This window comes from Turneriella parva DSM 21527 (assembly GCF_000266885.1).
In the GTDB taxonomy this organism is placed as follows: Bacteria; Spirochaetota; Leptospiria; order Turneriellales; family Turneriellaceae; genus Turneriella; species Turneriella parva.
Window position 1 is genome coordinate 1787080 of record NC_018020.1, and the last position, 24651, is coordinate 1811730.

The window sequence follows — 24651 nt, forward strand, 5'->3', positions numbered from 1 at the left end:
CTATTCGCTAAGGCCGATGGCCTCGAATAGTTCGTCTTTCCAGTTCGCCTCTGCCCCGAGTGCTGTCAGGTTGCCGATGAGGCCCGCAATCGCGCGGTCGATGAACAAGATGTCTCCGGGAAAAGTAATGTCTTTCAACTCGTTGAAGTTTGCCTTGTTATAGTTGATAATCTTTTTGATCGGATCGCGTTCGGTATTAAAACGATAGGGCCGTTCGAGAAACACCGGCGCCAACGCGTCATGAAACAGCTGCACATGCTTAAACGGAACCTCTTCGCCCGACTTCATCATGACCTTCATCGAGGCCGCAACAGCCGTAATTTCACTGAACCTGTCTTGCCGGCAGAGGCTGATAGTCTTCATATAGCCCGCGTGCAGCCAGTCGGGCAATTCTTTGATGCTGCCGAAATCATAGAGAGCGATTTTGCCGTTTTCGAGAAATGCGTAATTGGCAGGGTTTGGGTCTGACTGCAGTTTGCGAAAGACCAGCAGCTGGGCTGCGAGCGCGCGAAAGAGCAGGCGACCCCAGATATTTTTTTCTGCCGCGGTGCGGTGCCTCGCCGATTCAATCGTGATACCCACCAGCAGTTCAGTTGTAAGCACCCGCTGCGAAGACATCTCTTCAACAGGTTTGGGAATACAAAACCTGTCGTCGTTCGCGTAGAATTCACGAAACTCATGAATACGCCGAATCTCACGGCGGTAATCAACCTCTTCGATAAGCCTGGCCTCGATCTCGGCGAACAAATGGTCGAGGTTCGTCGCGAGCATACTTTCGAGAATCAGCTCGAACAATCGCCGCAGGTTCTTCAGATCTGAAAAGATTGCCTGGTCGATTTTCGGGTACTGAATTTTTATTGCGACCTGCCGGCCGTCATGCATTGTCGCGCGGTGTACCTGGCCGATCGAGGCCGCCGCGAGCGGTTTCTCATCAATCTCTTTTATGAGTGTGCGCCAGTGCGGTATGTCGGCGTCGAGCGTTTGCATCATTACCGCGGTCGAAACGGTCGGCGCATTCTGTTGCAGAGACTTCAGCACAAAAGCCAGTTCTTTCGGCAAAATCGCCTCTTGCACTGAAAGCATCTGCCCGATTTTCATTGCGCCGCCCTTGAGGTTGCCGAGGGTCTCGGCTATTTTCTCAGCGTTTTTCACCCACGCGCGGGCCATGCGAAGCTCGCGCGATTCTTCGCCGAGAAAGAGGCCGAGGGTTTTTTCACCAACGAGTGAAAAACCCACCCGGCCGGCCAACGCGCCCATTTTGAGAAACCGGCCAAAGGGCGAAGTCGTCAGCTTTTCTTGTTCAGCCATAGAACTCTACAGAATGCGAGACGAGCTCGCCGCCGGCGTAGTTGAATTTTGCCGAAAAGAATTTCGGTTGGTTGAGCCACTGCAGAAAAATGCGGTCACCTGGCCACAAGGGTAGCTGTAGCACGCGTTCGTTCTCTATCCACACCAGGTCGCCTTCGGCGCAGTCGTCTTTCAATTCACCTTCAAACTCTGAGGATGTATAAAGAAAACAATACCAGTCGTGACCTTTGGCAAATTGCGGAAAAGTCATGACCCCGCGCAGCCTTGGCTTAATTTTCAGGTTGCTCTCTTCAAAGACTTCGCGCATGACACATTCTTCTGGCGATTCTCCGGGCTCGAACTTGCCGCCGAGCCCGTTGTACTTGCCGAGGTGCACGTCGTCGGCCCGCTTATTTCGGTGCATCATGAGTGTCTTGCCGTCTTTTTGTACGTAGCAAAGCGTCGCGAGAATCATGGTGTTGCCCCCGGTTCATAGGTTGCGTTGACGATGCGGTCGGCCAAGCCGTCGAGCAGGCGCTCTTCTGCGGTGTAACGCGATTCAAACAGCGGTTCGCCCGCCGAATAGGTCGTTGCATACCGCACCGTGTGCTGTTCATAGGGTTGAGTATCTTCTTCGCCTTCGCCGCGCGCTCTGATGCGCACCGACGCGACGATCGAAAGGTTGTATGTGAGCGGCGCCGCCGAGCGGTCAAAAACACCAGGCTCTTCAGCGTAGAACAGTATTTTGCCGTACAAGATCAGCTGCGCCGCCTTTTTATCGGGAGTCACAACCACCGAACTCAGGCGCGTGTATGCGACCTGTAGCTTGTCTTTGAGCCGGCCGGTGAGCTGTGGCGAAAACGTTCGGTTGTCGAAGTTTTGAATATAGAGCAGCCGGCGTGCACTGCGAAACTTGCGATATTCGAGGGTCAGGGGTTCTGATTCTGTGTCGCCGAAACCTTTCGAGAGCGTCGCACAGCCAAAAGGCGCGAAACTAAACCCTGTGAGCGTCAACCCAATGCACAGCAGCTGCCGCAGGCCGCTGGCGCCTGTAACGCCGGGCAGCCTCGACAGCCGGGCACGCGTGCTGATCATCGCGCAGCCTGCGGTGTATTGGTGAAATCAGCGAGCGTGCCATACCTTGCAAGGCCTGCCCGGCGCTCTTCTTCGTAGAGCATGATCGCGGCGAGAGCGGCTGCCGTGTCAGAATCGTAACGCGGCGGCTCAAATTCGCTCTGCAGGTAACGCGTGTAATGGCTCACTTCGCCAAAGCGTGGGTCTTTGAGCAGCTGAATGAGCAGTGGAATATTCGTATGAATGCCATTGATCATATACTCTGCAAGCTTCTGGGCCAACAAGTTAATGGCTTCATCGCGTGTGGGCCTGTGCACGATAACTTTTGCGAGCATGTTGTCATATTTGCCCGAGACCTCTGAACCCTGCGAGATACCTGTGTCGATTCGCACTCCCTCGGGTTCGACATAGGTTTCGATTATACCCGTTGATGGCTGGTAAGTGCCGTCGCTTTTTTCTGCGCAGATGCGCGCCTGAATCGCGTGCCCCGTCACGCTGACGCTTGCATATTCAGTTTCGCCACCTGCCGCAATCAGAATCTGCTCGCGCACAAGATCGAGCCCCGTGACCATTTCTGTTACGGTGTGCTCGACCTGCAACCTTGTGTTCATCTCCAGAAAATAGCATTCGTTACGAATCGGGTCGAATAGGTATTCCATCGTGCCGGCATTGCTGTAACCGACATGGTCTGCCAGCCTAACCGCCGATGCATGCAGCTCTGCCCTCACATTCGGCGGCAGGTTCGGTGCGGGCGCCTCTTCGATGATCTTCTGGTTATTTCGCTGCGCACTGCAGTCACGGTCGAACAGAGAGAAATTCTTTTTCGCGGCGTTGCCCAAAACCTGCACCTCAACATGGCGCGCTTTGACGAGGTAACGCTCGACAACGAGTGACTTGCTGTTATAGAGCCTTGCCGCTTCGCGGATCACCTTCTCAAATGCTTCTTGCGCCTCGGCCATATTGTGAATGATTGCCTGCGCCTTGCCGCCACCGCCCGCCGCTGCCTTGAGCACGACCGGGAGGCCAATACGCTCGACCAGTGCAGTTCGCTCTTTTTCGCTCAGTTTCGTCGCATCTTCAATTTCTTCGCCCGGTAAGAGCGGTACGCGCGCTGCCTTGGCTTCGGCGCGCGCGCTGGTTTTTTCGCCCATTCTCTTCATGGCCGCTGATGAGGGCCCGATAAAGATGGTGCCCTGCTTTTCGACTTTGGCGACAAACTCGGCGTTCTCAGATAAGAAGCCATAACCGGGGTGAATCGCATCGACACGGTGCTCGGCCGCAATACGCAATATATCCGCCTGATCGAGAAACCCGTTCGCAAGCCGTGAAGCTACATCAGCCTCGCGCACATAAAGCGAACCGGCGTCTTCGTCTTCGTAAATGGCCACGCAGCGAATACCCATAGTGCGCGCGGTGCGCATGATGCGGCGGGCGATTTCTCCGCGATTGGCGATGAGTAGCGTCTTTATTGTTTTCATCTCAACTGTTCTCGGGCGGCGGGCTTCACTGGTCAGAACTTTTGCACGCTATTGATCGACTGTCTGGTTCAGGAGTCGTTTTGTCTGTTCAAGTCGTTTTCGCATTCTCAGCAGAGAGACTTTCGAGTAGATCGCATCTTGCGGAAAGTTCAGCATCGCCTCATACTGGCGGGCGGCGGTCTGGTAATCTTGCGAAAAAAAGGCCGATTCTCCGTAATAGAAGTGCAGCTCTTTCTTGTAGCTCTTTTTGGTGTCTACCGTGCGAAACCAGAGTGTCGCATCGTAATGTTTTTTCATTGTGTAGGCGACCTTGCCCATACCGATGAGCGCATCGTTGAAGCCCGAGTCTTGTTTCAGGCAATGCTTAAATGCATTGAGTGCTTCGACTGTGCGCTTTTGTTCGAGCAGTGAGTCGCCCAGCGCCACGAGCGCGTCGAGACTGTAGATGTCGTATTTATACGCACGCAAGAAATTATAGTCTGCCGCATCGCGGCGCGCGGCGAGCTCATAACTTTTGCCGAGATAATAATAGTTTTTGCTGTACTGCGGCACCAGCTGTGTGCACTTCTCAAATTCAGCGATCGCCTCGCGGTGCTGCTTGAAATAGAGATAAACCCTGCCGAGGTTGAAGCGACCGGGAAAAAACTGCGGCTCTGACTGGCGCAATTCTTCGAAGATTTCGCGTGCCCTGTCCATGTCGTTCGCCATAACGAAGGCGAGACCTTCGCTGTTTTTCGAGGTCGCGAGATCGTTCGCACCCTCGGCCCAGAGAAACTCGCCCCGGTTTGTAATGCGCGGGCGTTTGACTTCTGTGCTTGCCCTGGCAGGGTCGCTCTTGCGCAGATCGTCTGCTGTAATTCTATCGGGAAATTTGCGCGTGCTTTCATCGATAATCACCCAGCCCATGTCGAAATCGAGCTGCGTGGGCTTGAAACTCGACAGAAATTCGGGGGTAATGCGCGGGTGAAATAACTTAAGGTCTGCCTGAACCTTGTCTTTTTTACGAACCGGACTGCCGCTGTAGATTTCGCTGACCGCAGACAGCTGGGTTGCTGCGGCAAAGAGCATACAGGCGGTCGCGCGCTTCACACGGCGAAGGTTTCGCCGCGTTTGTCGGCGTAAAGCTTGTCGCGCCACTCAATGAGGTCGGCGAATTCAGTTGCCAGGTCATTCTGTGAAAAAGTCTCACGCATCGCCGGCTTCAGCGGAATGTACTTGTCGCTTACCGGGCGCACAAACTGCAGCGTCGCAGCAGCTGTAATGTCTGCATACGTGAAGTGGTCGTAGAGGTAGGGTTTACCCGCGAGGCCTTTGCGCACCTGGTTCAGCACCTCGCGCACTTTCTTCTTTTCTTCAGCGATGATGGCGTGCCTGAAATCGTACTTCATGCCGAGGTATGCGACCCCGAGGTCAGCGAGGGGTGTCAGAACATTCTTCGCAAACTCGGGAATCAGATCGGGCAGGTTCTCGCGTTTGGCATCTTCGTTATGCGCGGTCGCATCGGTTGCGATAATGCGGTTTGATTTGCGCGCGATATCGCAGAGGTCATGCCAGCCACGAATTTCGTCTACCATATCGAGGGGAATCAGCTTTTCGCGATGTCCCTCGCGGTCAGCATACGCGACAATCGCCCACGAATCTTCGTACACACGGCCATTGGCAACCAGCAGCGGCGCGCTGACGTTGCCCGTGAGCTTGCCGGCTGCCAGGCGCAGCAGCGGAGTTGTAATCATCGGAATGTGCTCGGTGTATTGGTAACGAATCACGTGGTGGTCAAGCGCCCAGCGCGCCTGAACAGTCCACATCGAATATGAGATGCCAAACAGACGATTGTTCATAAGGCGCACTGACCCTGTGAAAGCCGCCGTAAAGTAGAATGAGGATTCAGATCAGCGAGATTTCTTTTTTTCTGCCTTTGCAGCCTTTTTCTCTTTAGCCGTCTTGGCTGGTTTCTTCTTGATATCTTTTTTCTGGTTGTTGTCTTTTGCCATATTGGTCTCTCTCGTCACGAACTAATGTGCTGAGCACCTGACAACTCTATCGTTGTGTTGTCTGTCGCGCAGCCCCGCTCAATTCAACTCAATCGATTTGCAAATGTCGGCAAAGCTGGCAACCGGTCGCCGAATACCTGCAAGACGTCCGATGCTTTCATAAACTTCGGCCACGGTTTTGCCGTGTGCGCGCAGGTATTGCAGAGAGGTATCTCCGGCTGATTTTGAAAGTTTTGTACCCTGAGGACTCAACAGTAACCTATGGTGATAGAAGGTAATCTGCGAGAAGGCTGGCCGCTGCAGGCATGCGGCGAGATAGAGCTGCGCGACAGTCGAGGCCAGCAAGTCGTCGCCGCGCACGACCAGGTCGACACCAAAGTGCAGGTCATCGACGAGCGAGCAGATCTGGTAAGCGGGGTAACCGTCTTTTCTGCGCACGACAAAGTCGCGCATGTCGTCGGCAAGATAAACGCTCTGTTCGGCCTTACCGGGCGATTTCATCGTGAGCGCATGGGCATTGGCGGTGTTGAGTCGCCAGCTGCAGCCGGGCTCGTCGAGAGCAATCGATTCGTGCTTACAGTCTCGGGCACAGCCCCTCGCTGCCTCGCTGCGCGAACACCGGCACGCATAGACATGTCCTTGGGCGGCGAGTTCTTTGATTGCGGCCTCGTACAGGGGCAAGCGAAGCCGCTGCGAATAGAGCTCTTCAAATTCTACCGCGTCTCTCGGGCCTTCATCGATCTGAATTTCGAGAAAACTAAGGCATGCGAAGATATCGGCGATGAACTCAGGCCTTGCGCGGACTCTATCCATGTCGTCGATGCGCAGCAGAAGTCTCGCCCCGACCCGCTTTGCGATCGCCGCGGTCATGGCAAATGCATACGCATTGCCGAGATGCAGGTATCCACTCGGCGTGGGGGCGATGCGCGTTCGGGCAAAATTCAATGCTCACCCCTCAGAGATAACGAGGCGTGCCTTTTCGGGCGCAACACCGACACTCGCGATCGCCCCCGAATTGAATTGCAAGAAGTCCCGTTCGACTCCGTCGCTGAAGATAACGCCGGCGGTTGGCATGCGCGATTCAACCGTCAAGGGTCTGGCTTCACCGATCATGCCCCAGACGATATTGGCCTGTGATTGCCGGCTCGCAAAGGGTTCCCGCACGGCGAAAATAAGTTCGTTCGAGCTCCAACCGAGATTCTGGTAGCGTTCGACTGTGGCGCCGGCGGCGAAACCCCGTACCATGTTGAGTACAGACGACATCCACCCTGTTTTGCCGGCACCTGTCGCCACGAGAATGCCCGATGACGATTGTTCTTCTTTCTGGTTCTCGTGTTGAATAATGTAGCGCGCCGAGATGTGCGATGACGGCCCGATAAAAAAGTCATTGAATGCCAAAAGTCTTTGGCCGTCGTTCAGCTTCAACTCTGCCATGGTGATTTCTGCAAATTGGTTCTTGCCCGCAAGGCAGGCATCGACCTGGCGTGCGGTCTGCGAGACCTGGGTCTTGAGCAGCACACCGTCGTATTGGGTCGGGTCGGGGTTAACGCCGATGATCGGCTGGCCTTTCGCGTACTTGGCGGTATTCGCGACAAGGCCGTCTTGACCGATGGTGATAATCAGGTGGTTTTCGGCGAACAGAAAAGAAGGCAGATAGCTGCGGTCGATGATCTTGTACTTCAGCCGGCCTGAGAGTTGGGCTATCAGAGATTCGAGACTTTGGTAAAACCGATCGTGCTCGGCGTCGATATCGCTGATGGTGCCGCCAGAGCGTTCGACATAAAATTTTGCCTGTGCGTGCGTCTGAAACTTGTCTTGCAGCAGCTCGCGCCGTGTTTTGCTTCTGACAATGATCGCAAAATCAAACACGCTAAGAGCGCATCTCAAAACCCTCGTCTCGCGACAAGCCGCGTTCGGCTTCGAACTTGTCGCAAGCCACGCGATGGCGGTTTTTAGCTGCGCTTTAAGTGTTCGGTTTAGTCAGCGAATCGAGCAGCTCAGGTGTAATATTCAGCGTACCGATCTTCTCTGCGTTCTCGGCGAGCAGCCTGAAGGCCATGGCAATCTGTGAGTTCGAATTGAATTCTTTGCCGATTGCAGCCAGGGTTTTCCAGTCCATGTTGCGGTATGGCTTCAGCAGAGTTTCTATGGTATAACCCTGGGCGTCGGCTTCTTTGCGCGTGTTCTGTACGCGGGTTTCGACGAGTTTCTGCCTCTCGGTTTCGATTGCGATATCTGCCCTGATCTTCATCTCGCGCAGTTTCTTGTTGTTTTCTGCGGTGAGAATTTCAGTCTCCATCTTCTTTTCGACGATCTGTTTCTTTTTCTCTTCGACAGCGATTTCGGTGTTGAGTTCTGATTCTTTAATCTTACGCTCTTCGACGACTGCGAAGTTGCGCCGCGTATAGATTGCCTGGTCAGCATTCTGCTGAATACCTTCGCGCGTTTCAGCCTCGAGTGCGCGTTCCATTTCTGGCGTGCCGCGCACTGCGAGCACGTTCACCGCGAGCACTTCGAGACCAAGGGCGTTGACTGCGACCGAACCTTTGAGGCCTGCAAATATCTTTTCTTCGATCGCTTTGGCCGCCCGCAGCGTATCTTTGAGCGGCATTGCATGCACGAGGGCTGCGGTTGCGGTCTGCGCTTCGTTGCTGATGCGTTGCGTCAGTTTTTCACTTTCGTCTTTCTTATAGCTGCCGGCCGCATCGACGGTGAAGTCGAGCACTTCGGCGAGCTTTTTTGCATCGCTCACACGGTATGAAATCTGTCCCTGAATGGAAACAGTCTGGTAGTCGAGCGTCGTCTCGTTAAAGATGAAAGGCACGTCGTTGCTGCCCAGCGGTATCGCTGCAATAGAGCTCGAAGGTTCGTAATAATAGAAGGCGAGGCCGCGTCCCTCACGGGCAACGCGGCCTTTCTTGTAATGGATGACATACGTCATCGCGTCGAATTTGATGAAGCGTATGCCGAGCATTTTAGAGGTATACGAAGGCAATAATCGCAAGCACGGGCACAAGAATCAGCGTCGTGTATGCCATATAGCCAAAGAAAGATGGCATCTTGATCTTGGCTTCTTCGCACATTGCCTTCACCATAAAGTTGGGAGCGTTACCGATGTACGTATTCGCGCCGAAGAATACTGCACCAATTGAAATCGCCACGAGAATCGTTTCTGCGATCGGGCCCGTCGATGCCTGCACAACAGAGCCCGCTGCTGCGCCCATCGAGGCGGTCAACCCCTGGCCTAGCGCAAAGAATGTTGCATACGAAGGTGCGTTGTCGAGAAACGAGCTAAGGCCACCGGTGATCCAGTAGAACTGCCACGGTTGTGTGATGCCGGTTTCTGCGCCGCGCGCTTTCAATATGCACAGCGCGGGAATCATGGTTATGAATATACCAATAAAGAGCGCCGCGACTTCAACAATGGGGCCAAAGCCGAAATGGTTCTTGTCCCGGGGGGTGATGGGGTGGTAGTGCGAAAGCGATTTTACATGCGCTTCGGTCGGGCCCTCGGCAGCGATGCGTGCGAGCACTGTCTCTTCATGCTCTTTGCGTTTGCGCGTGCGGTTGGTGTAGTCGATGACGAATGAAAGCAGCGCCAGACCGACCATGACAGGTTGCTGCAACCAACCCATCGCAAGAACGCCGTGTTCGGTCTTGTAATCCTTCAAGAACACGACGGCCATGAGCACGCCGAATATCAGAACAAAGTTAAAGGCCCCCGTGACGCGCAACCGGCTTTGGTTCTGGTTATCTTTCGCGATATCGGTCTTCGATTCAAATTTGTACGCAAAGTTATCCCAGATAAAAAAGACGAGCAGCAGAGCAGAAACCGCAGTCAGCCAGATCGGCCAGAGATGAATAAGGGTCCAGAAGAACGGCACGCCGTAGAGGTAACCCATGAAAAGAGGGGGATCTCCCACTGGTAGCAGAGTACCGCCGACGTTCGAGACAATCAGAATAAAGAAGACGAATATATGCGTCGTGCGGCGGCGCTCTTTATTCGTGCGAATCAGCGGACGAATGAGCAAAACCGACGCACCCGTTGTGCCAATGATACTCGCGAGCACAGCACCAATGCCGAGAATGAGCGTATTCGTCAGGGGCGTTGCCTTCAGGTCTCCCTCGACAAAAATACCACCCGAAATTGTGAAGAGTGCAATGAGCAGCGTGATGAACGCATAATACTCTTTTAGCGATTCGACAATAACCTCGATGCCAAGGTGGCCTAGCGTCACGAGGTATGCGCCCATAATGAGCGCCAAGAGCACGCTGATGACGGCCTTGACGAGATTCGATTCCCAAAGGTGGGGTATTACCAGGGGCAGCACGGCGATCGCTAAGAGAATGATCACGAATGGAATTATCGTATAGATCGACAGTTGCTTGCCGAGTTCTTTCTGGGGGTCTACCGCGTGTGCGCCTGCGGGCGAGTGGCCCGCAGCAGAAGTTTCAGCGCCCGCCTTGGCCGTGGCAGCATCGTCTGCTGCGAGCGTATGGGTGGCCAATGTGCCCACGAGGCAAATAGCCGCCAGAGTTGTGAAAAGCTTTTTCATTTTTCCGCCTTAGTGATTATTTTTGAATAACGTTGAAGGTGACGCGCCGGTTCAGCGCGCGGCCCGGTACGGTTTTATTGTCGCCCGCCGGTTCAGTATCGGCGACACCCCGCGTTTCGAGCCGGTCGGCCGCAATGCCGCGGGCGACGAGCGCCTCTTTCACGAGGTTTGCGCGCTTCTCTGAAATCAGCTGGTTGAGCGATTTGGGCCCAAGCGAACAGGTATGGCCGGTGATGCGCAGATGGCTGTTTTCAGACTTCATCTTTTCAGCAAGTTCATCGAGCGCCTTCAGCGTCTCAGGTGTCAGCTCAGTCTTTTCGGCAACGAAGCCGAGCCGCACTTTCTCTACATAATCTTTGAATGCCGGTGTCGGCGCGCTGGGGGTTGCCGCAGCAGGTTGAGGTGCAGCTTCAGCGGGTACAGGTGTTGCTGCGGGTGCAGGGGCCGGCGTTGTCGAAGGCTCAGATGTTACGGGTGGGTTGTTTTCCGTTTTTGCACAACCGCTCTTATAGGCGATAAAGTAGAAGATCACGGCTGCGGCAATCAGCAGCAGCAGGCCGAGCAGAATCTGCATGATCGCAGAAGACTTCTTGCCCCCCGAGACAGCAGGGGCCGCACTTTGGGGTTCGCTTGTCGATTGGGCGGTAGGCGCAACAGCTATCGGTGCAGCTTCTGCAGATTTTTTGGCGGATGGTTTGGGGGCCTTCGCGGCTTTTGTTTTTTTACCTGCACTCTTGTTCGCAGCCCATTTGCGAATTTCACTGCGAAAAAACTCATCGCCCTCTTTGGTAAACTTGTAGTGCTTACGAATGTATTCCATCGTCAGCTTCTCGGTCGCTGAATAGTTGTTGGCATCTTTCACCACGCGCAGCAGGTTCTTGGCATCGGCGATAGAGATGCGGCCATCGCCGCGACCGCTCGTGAGGCCCTCTGCGAGTTCGAGCATGCGCCGGTCATATTTCTTGCCTTTGATAACAGTGTAATAGCTGTCGCCAGCTTGTGACGAATTTGATCGGGTCATGAGTGATGACTTTTTTTTCGCGGGGTTTGTCAATAGTTTTAGAGTCAGTTTTTCGTAGTGAGGATCTACCCTGTGCTACCGTCTGTTTTCCCGGTAGAGTCTCTGCACATACTTGCCGGCAGTGGTATTTCTGTAGCCTTCAATTACCGCCGGTAACGTGCTGCCGGGTTTCACCGAGTTCAGGTCGGGCAGCCTTGCACCGTACTCACTGGGAAGAATGACCGGTGCTGCGAGTGCAGCAAAGGTGATGTCGGCCGCAGAAATCTTCTCGCCGCACAAAAAAGGTCTGCCATCTTGCAGAAGTTTGTCGACATAGGCAAACTCGGCCTCGAAAACAAGACGTGAGCGCTCCGCCTCGTCGTGGTAGATCGCCATCTCGGCGATCATGCCTGCCTTGAGCATGGGCGCTGCGAGAGGCAGCATACGTTTCTGCCACGCTGGCACGACATCTTGTGAGAAGATTTCAGCGAGCGAGAGCTCGTTGTCGAACAGATGGCGGTAGATGAAGCGGCGGGTGTGCGGGCCGATGCTCGCGTCGAAGCGCTCTTCGAGCACCAGTGCTTCGGGGTGCGCATAAAGCCAGGTTTGTCGATACCGCGCTGCCAGGTGCTGCAAAATCGCGGTCGAATCGGGTATAACTTCGCCGTCGTCGATCAAGACCGGGGTCGCCCGGTGCCGGCCACCAGTATGCCAAAGCGTTACCGCGGCGTGTAAACCGGGAATATAGCTTTCTTCGGTAAAGGGTAACCCGGCCAATTGGAGCGCCCATTTGACCTTTTCGACGTAATGGCTGATCGATATGGAAATGAGACGCATGGTACAGGGACGTACCGAGGTTTGCGTCGCGGCCGGCATGCGTTTTTGGGACTGCGCGGCAGGTCGCAAAACGACGAATTTCAGGAAAAGTTCCGCGATTTTCGAAGCGAAAATCGCTCTATGAACGGGCCAAGGCCCGCTTTTCCCGAATTTCGTCGTTTTGCTATAGCTCTAAAATTTCGAATACGGCGACCTGCCGCGCAGCCCTTTTTTGTTGTCGTAAAGTCTGCCCCTGCCGCGTCGTCTGTAATATAGGAACAAAAGGGCGACCTGTCAGGCCTGCCGCAACCGCTGGGTTTGCGGGGTCGGGGCTGAGTGTTGTCCGGGGTAAAGGTACTCGTGCAGACGAATAAAAAGAGAAAAAGTCTCGAGAAGCTGTCACCTGCAGACTATTCAAAGCTGCTGGCGCTCTATCTCGACGAGAAAAAGCAAAAGCAGGCCCTGAAAATGGCTGCAGACAATATTTCAGCGCTCGAGATGCTGGTGCAGTTTGAAACCATGGTGGCGATGAATAAACGCCTCGAAATCGGTTCTGTGCCTGCCGACTATAAATTGCCCGTTTACCAGATTGTCGAAATAGCCGAGAAGTTCTTTCACGTTGAAGATCCTAAACTAATCGAAACCGAGCTCAAGGGAAACAAGATCTGGCAAACAATCAAGGCAAGCGCTGCCGATTTTGGTCTCTTTCAAGACACGCTGGCGTTTCTCTTCACCTGGGGCGACCGGCCCATGATACCGACGCCTGCATACTTGAAACAGATTGTCATGAATCGCATATATATGCCGCGGCACCGGCAGAAGAAGAGTCGACAATTGTTATTCGGCTCAAAGACGGTCTTCGCCTTATCGCGGGCCATATTCGTGATCTCTATAACCTCAGCAACAGCGACGAAATGGTTGCGGTGCGTTCATCGGGCGATGGTGCAATCGCCGCGAACGCGCCGGCGACGGGTGCGCTGCAGTTCATGACGACTGAACCCAAACAAGGTGATCTGTTCTACCAGGTCGTGAAAGACGGTAACGATACCGTGATGCTGACGGTTAAACTGCAGAATTACCGCCCCAGGCCGAAATTCATCAATCTGCGCCGGCAGGGGCGACTGTTGCAGTCGATTCCGCTGCGCGACGACTTCGCCTGGTTTTCTCAGCTGGCGGTCGGCAAGTACGAGATCGAGCTGCAGAACGCAGGCACGACCTCGGGCAAACGCATCGATATTCATATCGTTTGATAAATATTCGTGTTTGCGCACTGTGTGCGCAAACACGAATCAGCCATGTCTAAAAAACGTCCGTTACTGATCGTTGAGAGCGACGCCGGCTATTTGCAAACGCTGCAACGCCAGCTGGCAGACGAACCCTATGCCCTCACGGCAACAACGAGCGCAGACGACGCGCTTTCGGCCTTCGCAAAAATTCAGCATGAAGTCGTGCTTCTCGGTGCCAATCTCGCCGGCGACCTCACGGCGCTGCAGGTCTGCCAGCGTCTCTTTGAAGGTGATATTGCCCCGATCGTGCTGATGCTGGTCGGCACCGACAAAGCAGAGCTTATTATCGAAGCGCACCGTATCGGTGTTATTGATTTTATCGTGCCAGGTATCGATGCAGCCGAATTTATTCAGGTGGTTGAACGCGCATTCGCCCGGGCTGAGGCCGAGGCAGTCGGTCGGGCAGCAGAGCGCGACCGTCGCCGCCATATCGAAAAGCAGCTCGCCAGCCGCCGCGTCGCTGAACAGTTGCTCAGGCGGCAAAACGACAAATTTGCCCGCGCGCTCTTTGGCAACATTCACACGTCATTTACCCAGGGCCGCGGTATCGGTTCTCTCACCACCCTGCTGGCGATGCTCGCCGGCTCGCCCACGACGCCCGACGGGCAGAACTATCTCATACCCAAAGAAATTCTCGATCTGATCTTCAGCAACCAGAGCGCCGTCGGTGACATGATCGACATGTTTTCTGAGCTGCAGCTGCTCGTTTCACAAGATTTCGTGCTGCACGACGTCACGGTAGGCGAGCTGCATGCGATCGCCCGCAACCTGGTCTATGAGCTAAAGCCGCAGATCGACATACGCGGCCACTCAGTGGTTCTCAATGATATTCCTGCGCGGCAGGCGGGCGGCAAACTCAAAGTCAATTGGGAGTTCATGCGCAAGGCGCTTAAAGAACTCGTTTTGAATGCGCTCAAGTTTTCACCCGTCGGCTCGACTGTGATGATTCTCACCGAACACCTGCAGACGCGTGTGCTCGTGACAGTCTGTAATCTGCCAGAGGGTAATGGCGCCGACGGTGTCATGGGAATTCCCGAAGAGCAGCGGGCCCTGATTTTTGAGCCTTTCTTCAGGGTTTCACGTGTCGTGCACGAACAGTACAGCACCCTTGAATATGGCCTTGGACTCACTTTTGTCGAGAAAATCGTGCAGATGCACCATGGTAATATTCGCTGCACCACGCTCAATGATTTTGAAAGGCAAGACATGGCCGGTACCGAAATGATCGCCATGGAAATAGAGTTGCCAATCTGACTTTTTAACCGGGGCTTCGCTATGGCCCTGAAGAAATCGAGCAAGAAGCCGACCAAAAAGACCGCGACAAAAACCAAGGCAAAACCCAACAAAAAGAAATTACTGCAGCCGAAAGCGGCCTCGACGCCGATTGCGCGCCTGAAACAGGGCGACCCGACTTCTGAGGCAGAACTGAGTGCGCTTTTTGAAGTCGCGAGCGCCGACAATTCGCGCAAAGCGCAGGTGCAGCTCGCCGAAGTCGAACACGATGCCGGTGATGAGCCGCGGCCGAAAAGAAAAATCTGGCGTTACGTCGCGGCTGTACTCGTCGTATCTTTGCTCGTAGGTTATGGCTGGCTGCGCTTTCGCCTCAAGCAGAGCCTTATACCCGAAGAGGGCTCAGTCACCGTCGCCGCGATTTCTGCAGATATCGAAATTCGCCGCGATGCTTATGGGGTGCCGTTCATCAAAGCGCAGAATCTCGATGACATGGCGTTCGGCGCGGGCTTTGCCATGGTGGCCGATCGCGACTTTCAGATCGAGTTCTTGCGGCGTATGGCGTATGGCCGGCTCTCAGAGGTTTTGGGTAACGATACCCTCGGCGTCGACATCTACATGCGTTCGCTGGGCTTCGCCGGGCTGGCACAGAAAAATTATGCCAACCTGTCGCCCAAAATGCAGAAGATGCTGGCGTCATATGCCGCGGGGGTGAATGCTGCGCGCGCTGCATACCCCAAAACGCAGTTTGAATACCTGCTGCTCGGCCTCGATCGTCTTGAATGGAAAGCCGAAGACTCGCTCGCGCTCTACCAGCTGTTCTCATTCTTGCTCGCCACCAACCACATAGAAGAGGTCGCTTTTCTCAAATTCGCTGCCCACCTCGGTCTCGAAAAGGCCGCGTGGCTTTTTCCCATCTATGCCGATGCTGAGCTGCCATTTGAAGAGGCTGCACAGCTAAAAGATGTCGACTTCAAGAAGATCAGTGCGAGTGAACCTGTGCTGAAAGCAGAAATCGAGAAGGCAGGTTCACTGTGGCAGGCGCTGACGCCGTCGGTGCCCGCTTCGAATAACTGGGTAGTTGCACCCTCGCGCACGAAAGAAGGCAAGTCGCTGCTCGCGAATGACACGCACCTGCAGCTGACAATACCGGCGATGTGGTACATGATGAACCTTGAATGCCCTGAATACCGTGCTGCCGGTGTGGCGCTGCCGGGCACACCCATTGTCGCGCTTGGCACGAATGGAACGATTGCCTGGGGCGCGACGATGGTGATGGCCGACAACCAGGATATTTTTCTCGAGCAGCTGCGCGAAGAGAATGGTACCACGCAATACCTGTTCAAAGGCAAATGGGAAAATGCAATCGTCAGCGAAGAGCAGATTGGTTTGCGCGGCGGCAAGACCCATGCCTTCAAGAAGATCAAGACCCGACATGGTGTGCTGCTCAACGAAGCATTTCTGCATCCTTTTCCCGATAAGCACCTGGCGCTGAATCTGCGCAGCGAGTATGGCCTTGCCTACCGTACCAGCGTTGGCGCGCGCGAAACCACTCTCGAAGGTATTTTTTCCATGGCAGCGGCGCGTGACATGAAAGCGGCGCGCAAGGCCCTCGACCAGGTGACCGGCATCTATCTCAATGTTGTTTATGCGGATGCAAAAAATATCGGCTGGGTTGCGACCGGCAGGTACCCGGCGCGTGAGGGTGCTTCGGGGCTGTTGCCCCGCATCGGCTGGACAGGCGAGAACGAATGGAATGGCTTTTTCGCTCCATCAGAAAACCCTTCGGCTCTGAACCCCAAAGACGGTTATATCGCCACAGGCAACGACCGCATTTGGAACGACGAAACCGAATTGTGGGTGTCGTCGTCGTGGTATGGTTCAGACCGGGCGGGGCGCGCCAAAGAATTGCTCGCAGGCAGCAAGACTCACACAGCCAGCGACATGGCGAAGTTTCAGGCAGACGTCGAGTCACCGACTGCGCGGTCGTTTGCGGTACTTTTGCAATCCTCACCTTTCGCTGTCGACGTAGCAGCGGCGATCGACCAGTTACCTGCGTCTGAAAATATTCGCGCCAAAGAGGCATTGGGTATTCTGAAAGACTTTCGCGGCGACCTGAGCAAAGAGTCGGCGTCGGCGGCGGTTTACCAGAACTTTGTTTCGGCGATGACCGTGCTGACCTTCGCCGATGAACTCGGTGGCAAAGGTTCACCGCTGTGGGAGAACTTTCAGGCAATTAACAAGCGCTCTTACAATGCCGTGCAAGATCACCTGCTCGCGCGCGCCGACAGCCCATTCTGGGACAACGTTACCACACCGGACAAAGAAACCAAGGCGATGATCTTTGCGGCTGCGCTCGCAGAAGCTATCACCCAGTCAGAAAAGCAGATGGGTGATAACCGCGGCGATTGGGCGTGGGGTAAGATTCACCAGTACCGCTGGCAGCACCAGTTTGCAAAGAAAGCGCCGGTGCTCGGGCCATACCTCAATCGCGGGCCGGTGGGCACAGGCGGTGATTTACACACGCTCAACCAGGCGGGCAACCTGTGGGGCGACACACATGACGTTTGGCTGATACCTGCGATGCGCTTCATCGTCGACTTTTCGGCAGATGAACCGGCGCAGCTGATGCTGCATATGGGTACATCGGGCAATGCGGAGTCGAAACACTATGATGATATGATACCGCACTTCACGGGAGTTACAAACCTGCCGTTGTCAATGAAGCCCGCGAACGTTGACGCGCAGTACACTAAGAAGTTCTTGCTGAAGAAACAATAATCGTGAAGCCCCTGAGGCCCATATTTCGCCGCTCAGCGAGCAAAGACGAGCTCGAACGCGAGGCAGCGAAGCTGCGCAACCGCGACTGGGTTGAAATTCTGCGCGTTGTGCACCCGTCGCAGGCGCAGAAAGTCGAACAGGAGTATCTGCTGTCGCGCCTGCGAGAAGACTGGGGGCGACTCGTGAGCACGTTGCTGGCGCAGCACTCGCTGCCCGAAAAATTCGAAGGCAGAAGCCTGCTTGTGCATTGCGACCACAATACGTTTGCGAATGAGCTGGCGATGATTGCGGGTTCCGTAGAAAAACAGATTTTCGAGCTCTACGGCATCAGCACGCGCATCAAAGCCAGAGCGACGCAGAAGATTTACTGGCCCGAGTTGCCGGCGACAAAGGCGGCTGAAACTGAGGCTGCAGCGGTGCCGAAAAGAGCCACAAATAACCCGGCTCTCGATACGCTGATTGCCGACCTGGAATCTTTGCGCTGACCCCCACCCTTGGGGGCTGTGCGGCAGTTCGCCGCAATTGAAATCTCAGCATTGTAGCAAAACGACCAAATTCAGGAAAAGCGGGCCCAGGCCCGTTCATAGAGCGAATTTCGCGGCGAAAATCGCGGAACTTTTCCTGAATTTGGTCGTTTTGCGACCTGCCGCGCAGCCCAATTTTAGCATTGCAGCACCACCATTCTATACCGTTGTGGATTTCATGCGTTTAACCAACTGCGCGCCATTGATTGCCATCGCGCTTTTTGCCTGCAGCAAACCGCCGCTGGCGCCTGCTGCTGTACGCGAAGCATTGCCCCCGGCATTCGAGACAACCGCGCGCACCACAGTCTACCCGGGCGCCGACTGGGAAGAGTTGTCGCCTGAAAAAGCCGGTATCAACCGCGAGAAGCTGAAGAATCTTGAACAGTTCTTGTTCACCAACACAGCGACCGAGGCAGAACGCAAGGGAATCCGCACCGACGGCGTGGTTATCATTCGCGGCGGCAAAGTTGTGTTCGAGCGCTATGCGCGCGAGTTTCACCGCAACCGCAAACACCTGATTTGGTCTGTGACAAAAAGTTTTGCCAACACGCTCGTCGGCATGGCGGTTGCCGATAACAAGCTCAAGGTTAGCGATTCGGCTTCGTTGTATTACCAGCCGCTGGCTTCGGGTAGCAAGACAGACATACAGATCGACCACCTGCTGCGCATGAGTTCGGGGCTCTACTGGTCTGAGGGGTATGAAAGTTCTCCGCTCAAATCTTCGGTAATCGCGATGCTCTATACAAGAGGGCGCAACGACATGGCCGCGTTCGCAGCTTCGCAAGATCTGGCGCACCCACCCGGTACGCACTGGTATTATTCGAGCGGCACGACGAATATTCTCATGGCGATGCTCAAGAACGTCTATCAGGAAAAATACGAAGACCTGATCTTCAACCGCCTGTTCAAGACGATCGGCATGCGATTCACGACATTCGAGCGCGACGGCGCCGCTACACCGGTCGGCTCTTCGTACCTGTACACAACGGCGCGCGACCTCGCCCGCTTCGGTTATCTCTATCTTCACGACGGCGTCTGGCAAGGTAAGAGACTGCTGCCCGAAAAATGGGTACGCTACACGACGTCGATGGCGCCTGCCTATTACACGACGCAGCTGAACCCCGAAGATGCAAAAGATAATCCCGGGGCACAATGGTACATTAACGTGGGTATTCCCGAACGCGGGCAAAAGCCACCCTGGCCCGACGCACCGGCCGACACGTTTGCCGCGCTCGGTCCCTGGGGGCAGTCGCTTTACATTATACCTTCGCTCGATCTGATTGCGGTGAGACTCGGCGATGACCGCGATGGCAGCTTCGATAAGAACCGCTATTTGGGTCTTTTGAAAAACATTCTGGAGAAAGCACCATGAGTCACGGACGAAACGAGGGCGACCGCGCCACGGATAGCAGAAGGCCGTCGATGATGCGCAAAATTTTGAAACGGGCGCTTCAACTCGTCGGTGTTGTTGTTCTCGCGGCCGTGGTCTTTCTGCTGGTCAACTTCAGGCATACGGCCGCTTTCCCGAGTATTATATCGTCGTTCTACAGCAAAGAATTCTGCTCTTGCTATTTTGTGACAGAAGGCACGGTCGAACAATGCCATAACTTTGCACGCCAGTGGGTGCCGACTCAGAGTTTTGAGCTCGATAAAGAAAAGCGTACCGTGACCGTCAAAGGCCTCTTCGTCACCACGACAGCCCGCTACACGGGCGACCGATATGGTTGCGTTCTCGATTCATGGCAATAGACAGTAACGCATTTTCGGGATCGCGCAGCAATCCCGAAAATGTGCATATCATCGGCGCCGGTGGCGTCGGCATGAGCGGGTTGGCAATGCTGCTTGCGCGCACCGGTGCGGCCGTCACGGCGTCAGATCTGAATGATTCCCCATATCTGCGTAAGCTGTCCGAAAAAGGAATTGCCACATGGGTTGGTTCAAGTCCCGAAAAAATAAAGCCCGGTTCTCAGGTATTCTATTCGACTGCGGTAAAACCCGAAGACCCTGAGCGCGCTTATGCCGAAGCGCATGGGTTCGCCTGCGCTTCTCGCCATGCATTGTTACAGTTGATTACCCAAAACTATTTCACGATTGCCGTCGCGGGTTGCCACGGCAAGACCACGACCAGCGCGTGGGTCGCGCGTTTGCTCGAGAGCGCCGGCTTCGACCCGACTGCCCTGATCGGCGGCACAGTACCCGAGTGGAGCTCAAACTACCGTGAGGGCAAGGGCACATATCGGGGCAAACCGCTGCTCGTCATCGAAGCCGACGAATCTGACCGCAGCTTTCTCAGCATCGACACCGACGTGGCACTGGTGACAAATATTGACCTCGACCACACCGACGTCCATTCGAGTCTTGAAAGCCTCAGGGCTGAATTTCGCGAGTTCTTGAGCGGCGCGCTGTCGCGCGGCGGCTGGGCGCACGTTTCAAAAGAGTGCGATGCTGAGTTTGTGAGTTTGCTGCAAGAGCGCGAGCGCAATATATTCACGCAAACACAGGTTGATACCGCCTTGCGCACTGTCGTGTACGGGCAGCAGGCGTTGCAGGTTGGCCTCGCCGGAGTGCACAACCTCATGAATGCTTCTCTGGTCGTTCAGCTGGCACGTGCACTGAACATAGGCGACGCGGTGCTTGCGCCGATGCTGCGAAACTTCGGCGGTGTCAACAGGCGCATGCAGAAGCTGGCTGAATTTGCTGAGTTGATGCTGACGGTCATCGACGACTATGCGCACCACCCGCATGAGGTGCAGGCAACGCTCGCGGCTCTCGCGAGCCAGTACGACAAGCTGCTGATCTTCTGGGAACCTCACCGGCTCAGCCGGTTCACCCATTTTCACCGCGAATTTTCCGACGCTCTGCTGCCCTATGCGACCGGGCACAGCCTCTTCACTTTGCCGCTCTATGCTTCGGGCGACAAGGCGGGCGACTACCCTGAAACGGAAAAACTCTTCATTCCGTTTTGCAATCCTCCCTTTGTGCACATCGCAAAAAGTGAGGATTTTCCCCTTACTCGCAACGCGTTCGGTGACCGCAAAGCTGCCGCAGTATTTATGGGGGCTGGGCTCAGCAGCGAATTCGCGCAGCAGTATGTAGAGTGGTTGGGGAGCCTTTAGGCAACCCGATAAGTGATGCGACCGCGGGTAAGGTCGTAAGGTGAAAGTTCGATCGACACCTTATCGCCGGGGTTGATGCGAATGTAGTGCTTGCGCATCTTGCCCGAGATGTGGCCGAGAATTTCATGACCGTTTTCGAGTTCGACGAGAAACATGGCGTTGGGCAAAGCTTTTTTGATTACACCGTTTACTGAGATTGCCTCTTCTTTGGCCATTGCGGCATTTTGTCCATTCGACACAGGGCGTCGAACACTTTGAGATTGTGGGGTCGAGTGCAGCGAAAAACATGGTGAATGAAAACCACCATTGATAAAACCGTCGGCGAAATCGCCGCTGAATGCAACCAAGGCTTTCGCCTCAAAGAAGTTTTGAGCGGAAACGACATTAAAGTCAAGACTATCGCCGGCACCGAAGACTGCAAGCCGGGCGACCTGGTGTTCGTGTCTGACGCGAAACAAATTAAAGACGTTTTGGCCCGCAAACCGGCGGCAATGGTGGTCGCCGCGGCAGAGGCAGCGAAGCTCGGGCCACAGGCCGAAACCGCAATTATTGCGTCAGAAAACCCGGGTGTCTCTTATGCGCTCATGCGGCAGAAATATACCGACCGCGACTATACCGAAGGTGGTTTCGAGCGCATTCACCCGACGGCCATTATTCACGAATCGGTGAAGATTCCCGATGACGTCAAAATCGGCCCGTACACGGTCATCGAACGGGGTGCTGTGATTGGTAAAGGCGTCGTGCTGCAGTCTCATGTCGTGATCGAGTTTGAGGCTGTGATCGGCGAGGGAACCGTCATTCAGCACATGAGCATCGTCGGTTTCCAGTGCAAGATCGGTAAGAACTGCCTTATTCTTCCGCATAGCGTAATCGGTTCAGAAGGGTTTGGTTATGCGCAAGATGAGAACTTTCACCATTACCGCATTCCGCAGACGGGCAATGTCGTGATCGGCGACGACGTCACCATCGGGGCACTCAACGCGATCGACCGCGCGACATTCACGTCGACCAACTTTCGCGATAACGTGATCTGCGACAATATATGCCACACGGCGCACAACTGCGATATCGGCGAAAACTCGATTCTGCTCACCGGTTGGAAAATGGCCGGGTCTTCAAAAACCGGCAAACGTGTGATCGCGAGTGGCGACGCAATGGTAAAAGATCATGTTTCGATCTGCGATGACGTCGTGCTTGTGCACCGTGCGGGTGTAATCGCCGATATCACCGAGAAGGGTATGTATGCACAGTCGCCTTCGCAGCCAATGCGCGAGTACGTGAAAAATTTTGCAGCTTACCAGAAGCTCGGCGACATGGCAAAAGAATTCAAAGAGCTCAAGAAGCAGGTCGCCGAGCTGATGGCGGCCAAAGGCGGTTAGTTGCCGAACAGCACCAATCCCTTTTCGAGCGCCTGCTGAATATTTTTTAAAGAGCCGAACTGTGCCTGCACTTCGGGGTGACTCTGCAGGTACTCGACGGCTTTGTCGAGCAGGTCACCGTGAATTCGCAGGTCGGCAACGTGAAATTCTGACGCGCCAGACTGCCTGAGGCCCGTCATTTCGCCAGCTCCGCGCAGCTGAAAGTCGGTTTGCGCCAGTTCAAAGCCATCGTCTGTGCGCACGAGTGCGTCGAGCCGTTGCTGGCCCTCGGCGGTCAGCCGGTCGGGCGCTACGAGAATGCAAAAGCTCTGGTGTTCACCGCGACCAACCCGGCCGCGTAGCTGGTGTAGTTGTGAAAGGCCAAAGCGGTCAGGGTTTCTGATCACGATCACATTGGCATTGGGTACGTCGATGCCAACTTCGACGACGGTGGTTGCCACCAGAACCTGTATTAATCCCTCTTTGAATTTTTGCATTGCCCGTTCTTTTTCATCGCCTGTAAGGCGACCGTGCAACAGCCCCAGCCGCAGATCGGGAAACACATCGCGCTCGAGCGCGGCATATTCGCTCACCAGCGACGCCATATCGGAGTTCTCGCTCTCTTCAATCACAGGATAGATAATATAAACCTGCCGGCCTTCGCTCACATACTTGCGCACCGCCTTGTAGATGCGGTCTAGGTCGCTTTCGGCAAAGAGGCGCGTGTCTATCTTCAGGCGGTCTTTCGGCTTCTCTTTCAGATAGAACGGTTCAAGGTCGCCATAGTATGCGAGCGTCAGCGTGCGCGGTATCGGCGTCGCCGTCATCGAAAGCAGGTCAGGGGTTTTGCCCTTCGCGCGCAGCTTCTCGCGCTGCTCAACGCCAAAGCGGTGTTGCTCGTCGATGATGATGAGCGCCAGATTCTGAAAGCTGACGTCGTCTTGAATGAGTGCGTGCGTGCCGATTGCGAGCCGCGAATCGCCGCGCGCCAACCGGTCGAGTTTTGCGCGGCGTTCTTTCGCGGCGTCTTTACCGATAATGAGCTCGACACCTTCGAAAGACCCACCGGGTAGAATATTCAAGAACGTCTGGTAGTGCTGCCGCGCGAGAATTTCAGTCGGGGCAAGATACGCCACCTGCAGACCATTGCGCATATAGACGAGTGCCAGAAGCAGCGCGACGAGAGTCTTGCCGCTGCCCACATCGCCCATGAGCAAATGGTTCACCGGGTAGCTGGCCGTCGAGTTTTGCATCAGGCCAAAAATCGCCTTCTTCTGGTCGCTCGTGAGCTCAAACGGCAGAGTCTTCTCGAGAGCTTCGATTTCTTTCTTAAGCGCCAGATTGATGACGATCTTGTGGCTTTTTTCGATGCGCCGAATCGCCGCCTTTTTTTCTTCGTTCAAAACTGAAAACAGCATGAGCTCATCGAATGCCATGCGCCGGCGCGCGTATTCTGTCTCTTCGATCGTTGCGGGAAAATGAATTTTGTGCAAGGCCTCTGCGACCCCCGGCATCTGCCAGGCCTTTAGGGTTTCTGGCGAAATATAATCGGCGATACGCTTCTCGTATTTCTGCAGGCATGTTTCGATTTTTTGACGAAGTGATTTTACCGTGAGGTAGGCGGCGCGCATTCCCTCGGTAATGCGGTAGATCGGCACAATACGTCCCGTGTGTACCGTGCTGCCTGCATCACCGTCTTCGGTCATGACCTCCCATTCGGGGTGCATAAAACTCAACCGCCCACGGTAGACTTCGAGTTTGCCCCAGCAGGCTACCTGTGTGCCGACCTGCAGTACCTTCTGCAGGTACGGGCCTGCGTTGAAGAAAGTTGCGTAGATGATGAAGCCATTGGCTTCTACTTTTATGGTGAAGCGCCGTCTGCCCGCAAATTTCATCTCTGCGTGCAGTATCTGCCCGACAACTGTGACGAGGTCGCCGGCGCGCGAGCTGCGCAGATCGAGTTTTTGCGTGCGGTCGATATACTTGCGCGGCAGATAATAAAACAGATCGCGCACGTCTTTTACCTTGAGGCGGCTCAAGACCTTCAGTTGTTCGGTTGAGAACAAACCCGTTTCAGTGAGGGAAATCATTGCGTTTCAAAACAGTCGCTTCGAGCGCCTCAGCGACCGCATCTTCGAGTCACCGAGTTAATCA

23 protein-coding genes are annotated in these 24651 nt (G+C 54.9%); 9 read left to right on the plus strand and 14 right to left on the minus strand.

The window, feature by feature from the left end; all coding sequences use genetic code 11:
* The 12 genes from TURPA_RS08705 to TURPA_RS21675 form a co-directional block, all read right to left on the minus strand.
* Entirely contained in the window at positions 1-1308 is a 1308-nt protein-coding gene (locus tag TURPA_RS08705) for an ABC1 kinase family protein (RefSeq protein WP_014802932.1), read from the minus strand.
* Positions 1301-1762, minus strand: a complete 462-nt coding sequence (locus TURPA_RS08710; protein WP_014802933.1) for an NUDIX hydrolase — start codon at positions 1760-1762, stop codon at positions 1301-1303. The genes TURPA_RS08705 and TURPA_RS08710 overlap by 8 nt, the downstream gene beginning before the upstream one ends.
* Positions 1759-2382 carry an LPS assembly lipoprotein LptE gene (lptE, locus tag TURPA_RS08715; RefSeq protein WP_014802934.1) on the minus strand — a complete coding sequence of 208 codons (624 nt, stop codon included), beginning with the start codon at positions 2380-2382 and terminating at the stop codon, positions 1759-1761. The genes TURPA_RS08710 and lptE overlap by 4 nt, the downstream gene beginning before the upstream one ends.
* The gene (locus tag TURPA_RS08720; protein WP_014802935.1) at positions 2379-3839 is read right to left on the minus strand and encodes an acetyl-CoA carboxylase biotin carboxylase subunit; all 1461 of its coding nucleotides are present in this window, start codon (positions 3837-3839) and stop codon (positions 2379-2381) included. The genes lptE and TURPA_RS08720 overlap by 4 nt, the downstream gene beginning before the upstream one ends.
* Positions 3840-3887: 48 nt before the next feature.
* Complete coding sequence (locus tag TURPA_RS21665; protein WP_053332155.1) at positions 3888-4928, minus strand: tetratricopeptide repeat protein; 1041 nt, start codon at positions 4926-4928, stop codon at positions 3888-3890.
* The gene (locus tag TURPA_RS08730; RefSeq protein WP_014802937.1) at positions 4925-5677 is read right to left on the minus strand and encodes a glutathione S-transferase family protein; all 753 of its coding nucleotides are present in this window, start codon (positions 5675-5677) and stop codon (positions 4925-4927) included. Before TURPA_RS08730 ends, TURPA_RS21665 begins: the two co-directional genes overlap by 4 nt.
* Before the next feature lie 231 nt (positions 5678-5908).
* Positions 5909-6775 (minus strand): glutamate--tRNA ligase family protein, encoded by an 867-nt coding sequence (locus TURPA_RS08735; protein WP_014802939.1) that lies wholly within the window; start codon positions 6773-6775, stop codon positions 5909-5911.
* A 3-nt stretch (positions 6776-6778) separates the two neighbouring features.
* The gene (locus tag TURPA_RS08740) at positions 6779-7699 is read right to left on the minus strand and encodes a diacylglycerol kinase catalytic domain-containing protein (protein ID WP_014802940.1); all 921 of its coding nucleotides are present in this window, start codon (positions 7697-7699) and stop codon (positions 6779-6781) included.
* Positions 7700-7793: 94 nt separating this feature from the next.
* Complete coding sequence (locus TURPA_RS08745; protein WP_014802941.1) at positions 7794-8804, minus strand: SPFH domain-containing protein; 1011 nt, start codon at positions 8802-8804, stop codon at positions 7794-7796.
* Position 8805: 1 nt separating this feature from the next.
* Positions 8806-10386 carry a sodium:proton antiporter gene (locus TURPA_RS08750; protein ID WP_014802942.1) on the minus strand — a complete coding sequence of 527 codons (1581 nt, stop codon included), beginning with the start codon at positions 10384-10386 and terminating at the stop codon, positions 8806-8808.
* Between the two features lie 16 nt (positions 10387-10402).
* Positions 10403-11407, minus strand: a complete 1005-nt coding sequence (locus tag TURPA_RS21670; protein WP_014802943.1) for an OmpA family protein — start codon at positions 11405-11407, stop codon at positions 10403-10405.
* A gap of 75 nt (positions 11408-11482) precedes the next feature.
* Complete coding sequence (locus tag TURPA_RS21675) at positions 11483-12223, minus strand: glutathione S-transferase family protein (protein ID WP_014802944.1); 741 nt, start codon at positions 12221-12223, stop codon at positions 11483-11485.
* A 339-nt stretch (positions 12224-12562) separates the two neighbouring features.
* Here TURPA_RS21675 and TURPA_RS08765 point away from each other — a divergent pair, with 339 nt between their 5' ends.
* From TURPA_RS08765 to TURPA_RS08800, 8 genes are all read left to right on the plus strand, one after another.
* Positions 12563-13192: a hypothetical protein gene (locus tag TURPA_RS08765; RefSeq protein WP_041948418.1), complete on the plus strand. Its 630-nt coding sequence runs from the start codon at positions 12563-12565 to the stop codon at positions 13190-13192.
* Entirely contained in the window at positions 13189-13452 is a 264-nt protein-coding gene (locus TURPA_RS08770) for a hypothetical protein (RefSeq protein WP_014802946.1), read from the plus strand. Before TURPA_RS08765 ends, TURPA_RS08770 begins: the two co-directional genes overlap by 4 nt.
* Positions 13453-13497: 45 nt before the next feature.
* Entirely contained in the window at positions 13498-14742 is a 1245-nt protein-coding gene (locus tag TURPA_RS08775) for a sensor histidine kinase (protein WP_014802947.1), read from the plus strand.
* A gap of 21 nt (positions 14743-14763) precedes the next feature.
* A complete protein-coding gene (locus tag TURPA_RS08780; protein ID WP_014802948.1) occupies positions 14764-17499 on the plus strand; it encodes a penicillin acylase family protein in 2736 nt (911 codons plus the stop codon).
* A 2-nt stretch (positions 17500-17501) separates the two neighbouring features.
* Entirely contained in the window at positions 17502-17984 is a 483-nt protein-coding gene (locus TURPA_RS08785) for a DciA family protein (RefSeq protein ID WP_014802949.1), read from the plus strand.
* Between the two features lie 217 nt (positions 17985-18201).
* Positions 18202-19395 carry a serine hydrolase domain-containing protein gene (locus TURPA_RS08790; protein WP_014802950.1) on the plus strand — a complete coding sequence of 398 codons (1194 nt, stop codon included), beginning with the start codon at positions 18202-18204 and terminating at the stop codon, positions 19393-19395.
* The gene (locus TURPA_RS08795; protein ID WP_014802951.1) at positions 19392-19772 is read left to right on the plus strand and encodes a hypothetical protein; all 381 of its coding nucleotides are present in this window, start codon (positions 19392-19394) and stop codon (positions 19770-19772) included. The genes TURPA_RS08790 and TURPA_RS08795 overlap by 4 nt, the downstream gene beginning before the upstream one ends.
* A complete protein-coding gene (locus TURPA_RS08800; protein ID WP_014802952.1) occupies positions 19763-21139 on the plus strand; it encodes a UDP-N-acetylmuramate--L-alanine ligase in 1377 nt (458 codons plus the stop codon). Before TURPA_RS08795 ends, TURPA_RS08800 begins: the two co-directional genes overlap by 10 nt.
* On the opposite strand, the gene infA is transcribed toward TURPA_RS08800, so the two are convergent.
* Entirely contained in the window at positions 21136-21354 is a 219-nt protein-coding gene (gene infA / locus TURPA_RS08805; RefSeq protein WP_014802953.1) for a translation initiation factor IF-1, read from the minus strand. The two genes, TURPA_RS08800 and infA, sit on opposite strands and share 4 nt — an antisense overlap.
* 78 nt (positions 21355-21432) lie before the next feature.
* Here infA and lpxD point away from each other — a divergent pair, with 78 nt between their 5' ends.
* Positions 21433-22518, plus strand: coding sequence for a UDP-3-O-(3-hydroxymyristoyl)glucosamine N-acyltransferase (lpxD, locus tag TURPA_RS08810; RefSeq protein WP_014802954.1), 1086 nt, complete (start codon positions 21433-21435; stop codon positions 22516-22518).
* Here lpxD and recG read toward each other — a convergent pair.
* Positions 22515-24587, minus strand: a complete 2073-nt coding sequence (gene recG, locus TURPA_RS08815; protein WP_014802955.1) for an ATP-dependent DNA helicase RecG — start codon at positions 24585-24587, stop codon at positions 22515-22517. The two genes, lpxD and recG, sit on opposite strands and share 4 nt — an antisense overlap.
* Positions 24588-24651: the final 64 nt, after the last annotated feature.